This is a genomic window from Novosphingobium sp. (assembly GCF_037133355.1).
GTDB lineage: Bacteria > Pseudomonadota > Alphaproteobacteria > Sphingomonadales > Sphingomonadaceae > Novosphingobium.
The window spans coordinates 41924-54509 of sequence record NZ_JBAXOI010000007.1 but is presented as its reverse complement, the minus strand read 5'-3'; the positions used below and the strand labels follow the sequence as shown (position 1 = coordinate 54509).

The following is a 12586-nucleotide window of genomic DNA, read 5'->3' as shown; positions in this document are numbered from 1 at the left end:
CCATGAGCCCGCCGCTCAAATGGGAAACCGACGGGCGCGATTGGCCGCATCGCGCGGCGAGTCGCTTCGTAGAGGCAGGCGGCCTGACCTGGCATGTGCAGGAAATGGGCGAAGGCCCGCCGGTCGTGCTGCTCCATGGCACGGGGGCCGCCACGCACAGCTGGCGGCACCTGATGCCGCTCCTCGCGCGGGATCACCGTGTGATTGCGATGGACCTGCCGGGCCACGGCTTTACTCGTGGGCGCCCGGCCGGCGGCCTGACCCTTCCCGGAATGGCCGCCGCTGTCACTGCACTTCTAGGCGCGCTTGGCATAAATCCCGTTCAGCTGATCGGCCATTCCGCCGGTGCGGCCATTGCGCTCAGAATGGTGCGCGGCGGGCTTGATGTGCCCGAGGTGATCGGCCTCAATCCCGCGCTGATGCCCTTTCCCGGTGTTTTCGCACCCCTGTTTCAGGGTTTGGCGCGCGCGCTCGTGCTCAATCCGCTGGTGCCGCGCCTGTTTGCCGCCAGCACGCGCGGTGCCGGCGATACCGAGCGCTTCCTGATAGGCTCGACCGGCTCGGCCATCGATGCCGAGGGCCTGCGCTTCTATGGCCGCCTGCTGGGCAATTCGCACCACTGCCGGGGCGCGCTCGAAATGATGGCCGGCTGGGACCTCGCCAGCCTTCAGCGTGAACTGCCCAAAGTGGAAGCCCGCGTCCGCCTGATCCACGGCGCCAAGGATGCCGCCGTGCCCACCAGCGCGGCCCAGCAAGCGGCCCGGCTGATACCGAAGGCCGAACTCAACGTGCTTGCGGGTCTTGGCCACCTGGCGCACGAAGAGCGCGCGGATCTTGTCGCCGAGGCCATAGCGGCCCCCGCGCCGGTGCATGCTTGAGAGGGAGGGGCAACGTGGCTCAGAACTTCGGATGGATCGAAATGGTCGTCTTCGGCGGGATCGCGCTGAGTGTCGGCGTGTGGCAGCTCGTCTCGGTCAACCGCGAGATCGCGCGCGACAAGGCCAAGAAGGACGCCGCGCCCAAGGACTGAGCGCTGGCGCCGGACGACGTTGGCGAAACCCTAGCGCGCCCTCGGCATCCGGTGGGGGATCAGCTGCTGGACGACAGGCGAGCAGAACCGGTCGAGCGAGAGGGTCTCCTGCATCGCCACCACGGGTTCGCCGTAAAGCCGGGCATGCACCGTGGAGCGCGTGTAGAAGGGCGAATCCTCCCAGGTCCGCCGCACCCGCGCAATCCCGCGATCGGACCGCGTGCGCCGCTCCATCTGCCACCAAGTGTCCGCCAGCGGTGCGGCGGGGGGCAGCTCGGCCTCCTGCGGAACGCCCGCACGGTCAAACCGCAAGGCACTGGCGAAGTGCGATCCATCGCGCCGGCTGCCCTCGTAGAACACCGCAACATCGCGCCCGAGATGCGCGCGCGACCAGTGCCACACGCGAAAGCCCTCCTCGAGCGACTCGGACCCGCGGTTGGAATCGATGTAGGCGCTGCCCTTCCAGCTGAGCTCGGGCGCCTGCATCTCGACAGAGATCCGTGCGCGCGGGGCGATGCAGTGCCACAGGTGCTTTCCGGCGGGATCAAGCGCGAAGGCCTCGGTGTTGAGCATCTCGGGCCAGACCTTGATCTGGCCCGCCACACGCCGCCTGAACGGGTTCATGATGCGCTTGTCGCGCTCCTCGATATCGATGACCAGGCAATCGCCCGCCCAGCGCACCGAACTTGGCCCGATCGCGAACTGGTCAGCCTCGGGCCGCACCGCGTGCTCGGGGCGCTCGGTCATCGTCCAGCGCGCCTTCGGCCCATAGAGCGCGATATTGAGCGCGCAGTGATCGAGTGGATTGCCCCGGCCCGACCGCTTGAAATACGGGGAAAAAACGCTCCCGATGAAGGCAATGAGCGTTAGGCCGTGGCGCCCGTCGTCGCTCAGCGCATCGACATACCACCAGCTGTAGCCGCCGGGCGGGACCGGCGCGTCGAAGCGGGGATGAGCATCGCTGTCGCGCCCGCCGTGCGCCCGCACGAGGGGTTCGTCGGGGCCCGGATGCAGCAGCGCCCAAGGATCCGGCGCGGCCAGCGCGGGAGGCGGCAGCGCGCCGCTCATCCGGGCAAGGCCGGTCCATAGCGGGCTCCACTCGCTGTCCGGAAAGTCGCTGCCTGGTCCTGTCTGTCCGCCGGACCATACGTCGCCGTCCTGGGCCCGCATCACGCCGTCAGCACGGGTTTGTCCTCGCCACATGCTTCATCTCCCGCACGTCGCCCATCGCGGCGACTGCGGCAATGATTGACGTATTGCCTGCAAATGTCCAATGTAATTGACATATGGATATGTCCACTCAACTGGAACCGCCCCAAAGCGACAGCCTCAGGCTGCGCTGGATCAGCTGGCGCAACCGCATGCTCACCAGCCCGCGCTTCCAGCAGTGGGCTGCTGCCTTCCCCCTCACCCGGCCGATCGTCAGGGCCCGCGCGCGGCGGGCATTCGATCTGGTGGCAGGCTTTGCCTATGCGCAGGTGCTGGCGGCCTGCGTCGAGGCCGGACTGCTCGACCTGCTGGCCGAAGGGGTCTGCGATACGGCGACCGCCGCCAACCGGGCGCGGCTTGGCCTGCCCGCCACCGAACGCCTGCTGCGCGCCGCCGCGTCGCTGGGGATTGCCGAGTCGCTGCCCGGCGGGCGCTGGACGTTGGGGATGGACGGGGCAGCGCTCCAGTGCAATCCGGGCGCCCTCGCGATGATCCGCCACCATGCGCTGCTCTACCGCGACCTTGCGGATCCGCTCGCGCTGCTGCGCGCCGACCGGCAGGAGCCCACCGCGCTTTCGGATTTCTGGACATACGCGCGCGCCAGCGCCACCGGCGCCGTACCGCCCGGGAAGCAGGGCGCTGCAGACAACGAGCCCGCCGCCGCGGCCTATTCCGCGCTTATGGCCGCTTCGCAGGCCATGGTCAGCGAGCAGCTGATCGCCGCCTACCGCTTCGGTCGCCACAAGGCGATGCTCGATGTCGGCGGCGGCACCGGGGCTTTCCTGCGCGCGGTCGGCATGGCTGCACCGCAGGTGCGGCTCGGCCTGTTCGATCTGCCCGATGTGGTGGCGGGGGCCGAAACCACGCTGGCCCGCGACGCGCTGATCGCCCCTCGCCTGACCCTCCACAAGGGCAGCTTCCTGCATGACCCCCTGCCTGAGGGCCACGATCTCATCACGCTCGTGCGCATTCTCCACGATCATGACGACGAGCCGGCGCTGCGCATTCTGCGTGCGGTGCGTGCGGCGCTGCCGCCCGGCGGGACCTTGCTGATCGGCGAGCCGATGGCCGGCGCGCCCGGCGGCGCGGCGATGGGGGATGCCTATTTCGGCCTTTATCTCTGGGCGATGGGATCGGGCCGCCCGCGCCGCCCGGCCGAGCTTGGCGCGATGCTGCGCGGCGCCGGATTTGCCAGCTGGAAAGAACTTCCGACCCACTTGCCACTGGTCTGCGGCGCGATCGTCGCCCGTGTCTGACCTCTCACCCCAAAACGACCCGTCGGCGCTGCCGCACGGCTCATCGCACCACCAACCCTCACAAAGGTGTAGTGTTGAGTTGACACTTTTTAATGACAATGTAAGCTGACACTCGGAAAGGCCCCTAATCCGAACGGCATGCCGTTCGGTTCCGGGCTGAGGGGAAACGTGGTCGTGGAAGCATTAGCGCTCATCATGGAGGCCCCGGAGCAATTGGCTCTCCGCCCCCTCGCGCTTGATGCGCCGACCGGCACCGACGTGGTTGTCGAAGTCCGCTGGAGCGGCATCAGCACCGGCACCGAAAAGCTTCTCTGGACGGGCAAAATGCCCATGTTTCCGGGCATGGGCTATCCGCTCGTGCCGGGTTACGAATCGGTTGGCCGCGTGATCGATGCCGGCCGGGATGCCTGGGCGCGAATCGGTGACTGGGTGTTTGTCCCCGGCGCCAGCTGCTTCCGCGATGCGCGCGGCCTGTTCGGCGGCTCGGCTCGCCGCCTTGTCCTTCCAGCGGCCCGTGCCCTTGAGATCGACGAGTCGCTGCAGGCTGACGGTGTGCTGTTCGCCCTTGCCGCAACCGCGCTGCACGCCCTGGATGGCGGTGCGCTGCCCGACCTGATCGTCGGCCACGGCGTGCTTGGCCGTCTGCTCGCCCGCATCACCATGGCGCTCGGCGCACCGGCGCCAACCGTCTGGGAAACCGATCCGCTCCGCACGGCAGGTGCTGTTGGCTACATGGTGCTTGCGCCCGATGCCGATCCGCGCCGCGACTACCGCTCGATCTGCGATGCCAGCGGCGATTCGAACATTCTCGATGCGCTGCTCTCGCGGCTCGCGCGCGGCGGGGAGATCAATCTGGCCGGCTTCTATGCCGACCGGCTGAACTTCGCCTTCCCGGTCGCCTTCCGTGCCGAGGCGCGGATCCGCGTCGCGGCCGAATGGAGCCCGGGCGACCTGGTCCGGACTCGCGACCTCGTGCGCTCCGGCAAACTCGATCTCAGCGGCCTCGTCACCGACGTGCGGCCTGCGGCGGAAGCCGCCGACGCGTACCCGGCGGCCTTTACCGACCGCAACTGCCTCAAAATGGTTCTCGATTGGAGTGAATGCGCATGACGACGGTTCTATCCGGGCATGAAACCTCCGACCGCGTGGCTGCGCTGCGCGCCGAGGCGGCAATTGAGCCCGATGCAATCGTGCCGACCGAAGTGACCAAGGAAACGCAGATCATCGCGATCTACGGCAAGGGCGGATCGGGCAAGAGCTTTGCGCTTTCCAACCTCAGCTACATGATGGCGCAGCAAGGCAAGCGCGTGCTGCTGATCGGCTGCGATCCCAAGTCCGATACCACCTCGCTGCTGTTTGGCGGCAAGAGCTGCCCGACAATCATCGAGACTTCTGCCGCCAAGAAGCTGGCGGGCGAGGAAGTGAAGATCGAAGACGTGTGCTTCCAGCGCGACGGCGTCTTCGCGATGGAACTCGGCGGCCCCGAGGTCGGCCGCGGCTGCGGCGGGCGCGGCATCATCCACGGTTTCGAACTGCTCGAGAAGCTTGGCTTCCATGAGTGGGGCTTCGACTACGTGCTGCTCGACTTCCTCGGCGACGTGGTCTGCGGCGGCTTCGGCCTGCCGATCGCGCGCGACATGTGCCAGAAGGTCATCGTCGTCGGCTCGAACGACCTCCAGTCGCTCTACGTCGCGAACAATGTCTGCAAGGCGGTCGAGTATTTCCGCTCGATGGGCGGCAACGTCGGCGTCGCGGGCATGATCGTCAACAAGGACGACGGCACCGGCGAGGCCAAGGCCTTTGCGGCGGCGGTCGATATCCCGGTGCTCTGCGCGATCCCGGCGGACGAGGACATCCGCCGCAAGTCCGCCAATTACCAGATCATCGGCCGGCCCGACACGCAGTGGGGTAGCCTGTTCGAGGAACTGGCGGAGAACGTCGCCACCGCCCCGCCGCGCCGGCCCAAGCCGCTCGATCAGGACGGCCTGCTCGGCCTGTTCTCGCCCGAGGACACCGGCGGCAGCGTGACGCTGGTGCCCGCCACTCAGGCCGACATGCGCGGCGGCACGTTCGAAGCCAAGGCTTCGCTGGAGGTCATCTACGATGACATCTGACAGCCGCCCTGCTCCTGACCGCATCGACGCAACACCGGACGCGCTCGTCCCGGCGGGCGAAGGCGGCGGCTGCCACGGCGGCAAGGACCGCATGCGCGAGGCCGCGCGCAGCGCAGGCAAGAGCGAAGTGCTCGACCGTTACGCCGCCGATTATCCGATGGGGCCGCACGACCAGCCGCAATCGATGTGCCCCGCCTTCGGCTCGCTTCGCGTGGGCCTTCGGATGCGGCGCACGGCGAGCGTGCTCTCGGGCTCGGCCTGCTGCGTCTATGGCCTCACCTTCACCTCGCACTTCTATGGCGCGCGGCGCAGTGTCGGCTACGTGCCGTTCAGTTCCGAAACGCTTGTCACCGGCAAGCTGTTCGAGGACATCAAGGAAGCGGTCGAGAACCTCGCCGATCCCGAGCATTACGACGCGATCGTGGTCACCAATCTGTGCGTGCCCACCGCCAGCGGCGTTCCGCTGCGTCTGCTCGGCAAGGAAATCAACGGCGTCCGCATCATCGGCATCGATGTGCCTGGTTTCGGCATTCCGACGCATGCCGAAGCCAAGGACGTGCTCGCCGGCGCCATGCTCGCCTATGCCCGCAGCGAGGCTGAAGCTGGCCCGGTGAGTGCCCCCGCCAACCGGGCCGACCGGCCGACCATCACCCTGCTCGGCGAGATGTTCCCGGTCGATCCCGTCGGCATCGGCCAGATGCTGGAGCCGATGGGCCTTGCCGCAGGGCCGGTCGTGCCGACGCGCGAGTGGCGTGAGCTCTATGCCGCGCTCGATTGCGCCGCCGTTGCCGCGATCCATCCCTTCTATACGGCCAGCGTACGCGAGTTCGAGGCAGCCGGCCGCACGGTCGTCGGCTCGGCTCCGGTCGGACGCGACGGCACCGCCGCCTGGCTTGCCGCAATCGGTCAGGCCTGCGGCATCAGCGCCGACGCGGTCGCCGCCGCACAGAACCGCTTCCTCCCTGCGATCACCGCCGCGCTCGCCGCGCGGCCGATCAAGGGCCGGATCACGGTCTCGGGCTACGAAGGCTCCGAATTGCTCGTGGCCCGCCTGCTCATCGAAAGCGGCGCGGATGTGCGCTATGTCGGCACCGCCTGCCCGCGCACCGTCTGGTCCGATCCCGACCGCGAATGGCTTCAGGCGCGCGGCGTGAAGGTGCAATACCGCGCCAGCCTCGAGCAGGATATCGCCGCAGTCGAGGAATTCCGCCCGGATCTCGCCATCGGCACGACCCCGGTGGTGCAGCATGCCAAGCAGCTCGCGATCCCGGCGCTCTACTTCACCAACCTCATCTCGGCACGGCCGCTGATGGGCCCGGCAGGCGCCGGCAGCCTCGCCATGGTGGTCAACACCGCCATTGCCGGCAAGGACCGGTTCGACCGGATGTCTGCCTTCTTCGAGGGCGTCGGCACCGGCCACGCGACAGGCGTGTGGGAAGATACCCCGCAGGACCGCCCGAACTTCAAGAAGAAGTACGCCGCGCTCAACGAGGCTGCCCGCAAGGCGGCCGAGGCGGTGGGCTCATGATCCTGTTCATTTCCTTTGGCGATAAGCGCCTTGCCATCACGGTCCAGCCGTCGCGCCAACCGTCCGTCCAGCCATCGAGCCCGCCCTCCGACCAGACGTCGGTGCTGCTGTTCGGCCATAGCTTGGGCAAAGCCCTGAGTCAGACCTTCGGAGCGCAAGCATGACGCTCATCATCGATCATGATCGCGCGGGCGGCTATTGGGGCGCGGTCTACGTCTTCACCGCGGTCAAGGGCCTGCAGGTGATCATCGACGGCCCGGTGGGCTGCGAGAACCTGCCGGTCACCTCTGTGCTCCACTACACCGACGGCCTGCCGCCGCACGAGCTGCCCATCGTGGTGACCGGGCTTGGCGAAGAGGAGCTCGGCAAGACAGGCACCGAAGCGGCCATGCGCCGCGCCTGGAAAACGCTCGACCCCGATCTTCCGGCAGTCGTCGTCACCGGCTCGATCGCCGAAATGATCGGCGGCGGCGTCACCCCCGGTGGCACCAACATCAAGCGCTTCCTGCCGCGCACGATCGACGAGGATCAGTGGCAATCGGCCGACCGCGCCCTCAGCTGGCTCTGGACCGAGTTCGGCCCCAAGGCGATGCCCGCACCCAAGGCGCGCAAGGAAGGCGAGAAGCCGCGCGTAAACATCATCGGCCCGGCTTACGGCATGTTCAACATGGCCTCGGACCTCGCCGAGATTCGCCGCCTGATTGAAGGCATCGGCGCCGAGGTCAATGTGGTGTTCCCGCTGGGCTGCCACCTCGCCGACATTCGCCGCCTGGCCGATGCCGACGCGAACGTGTGCCTCTACCGCGAGTTCGGCCGCAACTTGTGCGAGCTGCTCGAGCGGCCCTACTTCCAGGCGCCGGTCGGCCTCACCTCGACCACCCGCTTCCTTGAAGCGCTGGGTGCCTCGCTGGGTCTCGATCCGGAGCCCTTCATCACGCGCGAGAAGCACACCACGATCAAGCCGCTGTGGGATCTGTGGCGCTCGGTTACGCAGGACTTTTTCGGCACAGCCAGCTTCGGCATCGTGGCGAACGAGACCTACACGCGTGGGATCCGACACTTCCTCGAGGAGGACATGGGCCTCCCTTGCGCCTTCGCCTATTCGCGCAGCGCGGGCGTGAAGCCCAAGAACGAGGACGTGCGCGATTCGATCCGGGCCGGCGCGCCCATGGTCGTCTTTGGCAGCTACAACGAGCGGATGTACCTCGCCGAATGCGGCGCGCGCAGCATCTACATCCCGGCAAGCTTCCCGGGCGCGGCGATCCGTCGCCACACCGGTACGCCCTTCATGGGCTATTCGGGCGCGACCTATCTGATCCAGGAAGTGTGCAACGCGCTGTTCGACGCATTGTTCCATATCCTGCCGCTGGCGACACAGCTCGATGCCGTGCCCGCCACTCCGACCCGCCACCACCGCGAGTTGCAGTGGAGCGACGAGGCCAAGGCCCGGCTCGACGAACTGGTCGAGGCGCAGCCCGTCCTCATCCGTATCTCCTTTGCCAAGCGCCTGCGCGACGCTGCGGAAGCAGCCGCACGCCGCGAGGGCGAAAGCACCGTCAGCGCCGACAGGCTTGCCGATGCGCTGCTTGGTTCATCCGCGCCATGACCGGCGCGAACAGAATGCCCCGCACTGCGGGCACCATCATTCCCTCGGTTTCGGCCGGCGGAATATCGCCGGGGGGCGATCGCCGCCTCTCGCCTTGCACGTCAATACTGGAGATGCAGATATGAGCGATGATCGCCTTGGGCTCAGGACCTACCTGACACCCGAAGAAGCCAAGGAATTCCATAAGCTGTTCATGAGCAGCTTCCTCGGCTTCACCACTGTGGCCGTGGTTGCCCACTTCCTGGTGTGGAGCTGGCGTCCCTGGATTTCGTAAGAAATCCACCGACACTTCAATCACGTTTGGCCACAACGGCCACCCGGCCTTCTGGCCGAACTGAACGATCGCGCCCAAGTGGCGCATTCACAAGGACAATGACCATGTGGAGAGTCTGGCTTATTTTCGACCCGCGCAGGGCCCTCGTGGCTATGGCTGCGTTCCTTTTTGTGCTGGCAATTGTGATTCACTTCATTCTGCTCAGCACGCCTCGCTACAACTGGCTCGACGGCCCGCACACAGCGGCTCAGGCAGCCCCGGCTGCAGCCGCAGCAAAGCCCTGACCACCTGCAAGGCAAGAGGCGGCATCCCACCGATCTGAAATGGTGGACCATGCCGCCTCCGGCACTGCCGGGGGGAACCGGTTGTTTTTGACCATGTACTTGTGCCCGCCAGGCTTGGGCGGGGGAGGATAGAGCTATGGCGCTCCTCAGTTTCGAGCGAAAGTATCGCGTGCGCGGAGGCACGTTGATCGGCGGGGACCTTTTCGACTTCTGGGTCGGCCCGTTTTACGTCGGCTTTTTCGGAGTGATCACAGCGATTTTCGCCTCACTCGGAACAGCCTTGATCCTCTACTGTGCCTCGCAAGGGGGCACGTGGAACCCGTGGCTGATCTCGATCGCCCCACCTGATCTCAAATATGGCCTTGGCTTTGCCCCGCTTCGCGAAGGCGGCTTCTGGCAGGTGATCACGGTCTGCGCGATCGTGTCGTTCGTATCCTGGGCTCTGCGCGAGGTCGAGATTTGCCGCAAGCTGGGCATGGGTTACCATGTGCCAATCGCCTTCGGCTTCGCCATCTTCGCCTATGTTTCACTGGTGGTGATCCGTCCGGTGCTGCTCGGTGCCTGGCACTTCGGCTTCCCTTACGGGATTTTCAGCCACCTCGACTGGGTGTCGAACACCGGCTACCAGTACCTGCACTTCCACTACAATCCGGCGCACATGCTGGCGGTGTCGTTCTTCTTCACCACCTGCCTCGCGCTCGCATTGCACGGCGCGCTGGTTCTGTCCGCGGTGAACCCGGCCGAAGGCGAGACCGTCAAGACGCCGGAGTATGAAGACACCTTCTTCCGCGATCTGATCGGTTACTCGATCGGCACCCTGGGCATCCACCGCCTGGGCCTGCTGCTGGCGCTCAATGCCGGCTTCTGGAGCGCGATCTGCATCATCATCAGCGGTCCGCTCTGGACCCGCGGTTGGCCCGAATGGTGGAACTGGTGGCTCAACCTGCCGATCTGGTCGTGAAGGAGGACCAAGCCATGGCTACCTACCAGAATATCTTCACCCAGGTCCAACTCGCGCACGCCCCCGAAATGGGCATAGCGATGAAGCCCGGCAGTGATCCGCGCACCGAAATGACGGGTTTCAACCACCTGTTCGGCCGCTTCGGCCAGGCCCAGCTCGGCCCGATCTACCTTGGCTGGACGGGCATTGCCTCGCTCATGTTCGGGTTCATCGCGTTCGAGATCATCGGGCTCAACATGATGGCCTCGGTGAACTGGAACCCGATCCAGTTCGTCCGCATGCTGCCCTGGCTCAGCCTCGAGCCGCCGGGACCGGAATACGGCTTCTCGCCGATCGTGCCGCTCGCCAAGGGCGGCTGGTGGATCCTCGCCGGCATGTTCCTCACCGCTTCGGTGCTGCTCTGGACCATCCGTACCTACCGGCGGGCGAAGGCCCTCGGCATGGGCACGCATGTCGCCTGGGCCTTCCTTTCGGCGATCTGGCTGTTCCTCGTGCTCGGCTTCATCCGGCCCGCCTTCATGGGCAGCTGGTCCGAAGCGGTGCCCTTCGGCATCTTCCCGCATCTCGATTGGACCGCCGCGTTCTCGATCCGCTATGGCAACCTGTTCTACAACCCGTTCCACGCCCTCTCGATCGCCTTCCTTTATGGCTCGACCCTGCTCTTCGCGATGCACGGTGCGACCATTCTGGCTGTCGGCCGGTACGGCGGCGAGCGCGAGATCGAACAGATCACCGATCGCGGCACCGCATCGGAGCGCGCCGCCCTGTTCTGGCGCTGGACGATGGGTTTCAACGCCACGATGGAATCGATTCACCGCTGGGCCTGGTGGTTCGCCGTGCTGACCACGCTGACCGGGGGCATCGGCATCCTCCTCACCGGCACCGTTGTCGACAACTGGTACCTGTGGGCACAACAGCACCACTACGCGCCGGCTTACCCCTCCACCGGGGTCGTCGATCCGGCATTGGGGAGCACGGGACAATGAAAAGCACCATGCTGCTGCGCCTGGGCGCAGTCCTGGCCGGCGCGGCGCTGCTGGGCGCCTGCCAACTGGAAACCAAGTCGGTCGCGCAGAACGGCTATCGGGGCACGGGCATGGATCAGATCCATCTCGTCTCCGACAAGAAGAAGGTCGGCGAGGTTCCCCCGCCGCCCTACGACCCGCCGAAGCCCGGTGGCCGTCCTGCGAAGGAAGCCTATCAGAACGTGCAGGTTCTGGGTGACATCTCGGAAGACGAGTTCAGCTACACGATGGCCGCGATCACGCAGTGGATCGCACCGGAGCAAGGCTGCAACTATTGCCACAACCCGGCCAACCTGGCGTCCGACGAGCTCTACACCAAAAAGGTCGCGCGGCGGATGCTGCAGATGACCCGGAAGATCAACACGGGCTGGACACAGCACGTCAAGCAAACCGGCGTTACCTGCTACACCTGCCATCGCGGTCAGGCTGTGCCGACCGAGAACTGGGCGCTGCCGGAGAAGGGCAACCCGGATTCGATCCTCGGCAACAAGCACGGCCAGAATGTGCCGTTGGTCACCACGGCCTATTCGTCGCTGCCCAACACGGCCTTTGCCAAGTACCTGCTCGATGCCAATTCGTCGCCGATCCGGGTGCAGTCGACCTACAGCCATCCCTCGAAGTATGCTGCGACGGCCAACAAGACCACGACGATGGAGACCGAGGGCACCTACAGCCTGATGATGCACACCTCGACGGCGCTCGGCGTGAACTGCACGTTCTGCCACAACGCCGGCTCGTTCCAGGCCTGGAACATGAGCACGCCCAAGCGAGTCGGCGCCTGGTATGGCTATCGCATGGTGCGTGACATCAACGGTGAATACATCGGCTCGCTTGCCAGTGTGTTCCCCAAGCACCGCCTCGGGCCCATGGGCGATCCGCTCAAGGTCAACTGTGCGACCTGCCACCGCGGCGTGAACAAGCCCTTGGGCGGCGTCTCGATGGTCAAGGACTACCCGGCCCTGCGGCCGACCGGTCCGATGGTCACCGCAGCTGCCGCCCCGGCTCCGGCTGCGGCACCGACCAAGATGCCCTGACCCCGGTCAGGCCAACGAACACCCCCGCGCACGCAACCGGCGCGGAATACCTGGCCCCTGCGATCCCACACGGATCGCGGGGGTTTTCTTTTGTGCCGCAGGTTTGCCGCACGCCGCGCGCATCGAGGGTTACACCGGGTGACAGGGTGTCACCCTCGATCTGGCGGCATTTGCCATTTTAAAACAAAGACTTGGGCTTCGGCGGACAGGGTGACATCCTCGCCGCCGCGCATGGATCGATCAACAGTGTCAAAGAACGCTGGCG

General features: G+C 66.2%; 14 protein-coding genes. 13 read left to right on the top strand and 1 reads right to left on the bottom strand.

Annotation, left to right across the window (positions count from 1 at the left end):
• Positions 1–2: 2 nt before the first annotated feature.
• A complete protein-coding gene (bchO, locus tag WCL10_RS08990) occupies positions 3–878 on the top strand; it encodes an alpha/beta fold hydrolase BchO (RefSeq protein ID WP_336895293.1) in 876 nt (291 codons plus the stop codon).
• Between the two features lie 14 nt (positions 879–892).
• Positions 893–1030 carry a hypothetical protein gene (locus tag WCL10_RS08985; protein WP_336895292.1) on the top strand — a complete coding sequence of 46 codons (138 nt, stop codon included), beginning with the start codon at positions 893–895 and terminating at the stop codon, positions 1028–1030.
• 30 nt (positions 1031–1060) lie between these two features.
• Here the strand turns inward: WCL10_RS08985 and WCL10_RS08980 are convergent, their stop codons facing one another.
• Positions 1061–2233 (bottom strand): hydratase, encoded by a 1173-nt coding sequence (locus tag WCL10_RS08980; RefSeq protein WP_336895291.1) that lies wholly within the window; start codon positions 2231–2233, stop codon positions 1061–1063.
• Positions 2234–2322: 89 nt separating this feature from the next.
• On the opposite strand from WCL10_RS08980, the gene WCL10_RS08975 reads away from it, so the two are divergent.
• The 11 genes from WCL10_RS08975 to pufC all read left to right on the top strand — a co-directional run bounded on the left by WCL10_RS08975 (position 2323) and on the right by pufC (position 12321).
• A complete protein-coding gene (locus WCL10_RS08975; protein ID WP_336895290.1) occupies positions 2323–3495 on the top strand; it encodes a methyltransferase in 1173 nt (390 codons plus the stop codon).
• Positions 3496–3669: 174 nt separating this feature from the next.
• A complete protein-coding gene (gene bchC / locus WCL10_RS08970) occupies positions 3670–4605 on the top strand; it encodes a chlorophyll synthesis pathway protein BchC (RefSeq protein ID WP_336895289.1) in 936 nt (311 codons plus the stop codon).
• The gene (locus WCL10_RS08965; RefSeq protein WP_336895288.1) at positions 4602–5609 is read left to right on the top strand and encodes a chlorophyllide a reductase iron protein subunit X; all 1008 of its coding nucleotides are present in this window, start codon (positions 4602–4604) and stop codon (positions 5607–5609) included. The genes bchC and WCL10_RS08965 overlap by 4 nt, the downstream gene beginning before the upstream one ends.
• Before the next feature lie 91 nt (positions 5610–5700).
• Positions 5701–7137 (top strand): chlorophyllide a reductase subunit Y, encoded by a 1437-nt coding sequence (bchY, locus tag WCL10_RS08960; protein WP_336895409.1) that lies wholly within the window; start codon positions 5701–5703, stop codon positions 7135–7137.
• The gene (locus WCL10_RS08955) at positions 7134–7301 is read left to right on the top strand and encodes a hypothetical protein (protein WP_336895287.1); all 168 of its coding nucleotides are present in this window, start codon (positions 7134–7136) and stop codon (positions 7299–7301) included. Before bchY ends, WCL10_RS08955 begins: the two co-directional genes overlap by 4 nt.
• Entirely contained in the window at positions 7298–8743 is a 1446-nt protein-coding gene (gene bchZ / locus WCL10_RS08950; protein WP_336895286.1) for a chlorophyllide a reductase subunit Z, read from the top strand. Before WCL10_RS08955 ends, bchZ begins: the two co-directional genes overlap by 4 nt.
• Positions 8744–8864: 121 nt before the next feature.
• Positions 8865–9017, top strand: coding sequence for a light-harvesting antenna LH1, beta subunit (gene pufB, locus WCL10_RS08945; RefSeq protein WP_336895285.1), 153 nt, complete (start codon positions 8865–8867; stop codon positions 9015–9017).
• 98 nt (positions 9018–9115) lie between these two features.
• The gene (gene pufA / locus WCL10_RS08940) at positions 9116–9301 is read left to right on the top strand and encodes a light-harvesting antenna LH1, alpha subunit (protein ID WP_336895284.1); all 186 of its coding nucleotides are present in this window, start codon (positions 9116–9118) and stop codon (positions 9299–9301) included.
• 136 nt (positions 9302–9437) lie between these two features.
• Complete coding sequence (pufL, locus tag WCL10_RS08935) at positions 9438–10262, top strand: photosynthetic reaction center subunit L (protein ID WP_336895283.1); 825 nt, start codon at positions 9438–9440, stop codon at positions 10260–10262.
• 14 nt (positions 10263–10276) lie between these two features.
• The gene (gene pufM / locus WCL10_RS08930; protein ID WP_336895282.1) at positions 10277–11248 is read left to right on the top strand and encodes a photosynthetic reaction center subunit M; all 972 of its coding nucleotides are present in this window, start codon (positions 10277–10279) and stop codon (positions 11246–11248) included.
• Entirely contained in the window at positions 11245–12321 is a 1077-nt protein-coding gene (pufC, locus tag WCL10_RS08925) for a photosynthetic reaction center cytochrome PufC (RefSeq protein ID WP_336895281.1), read from the top strand. Before pufM ends, pufC begins: the two co-directional genes overlap by 4 nt.
• Positions 12322–12586 lie beyond the last annotated feature (265 nt).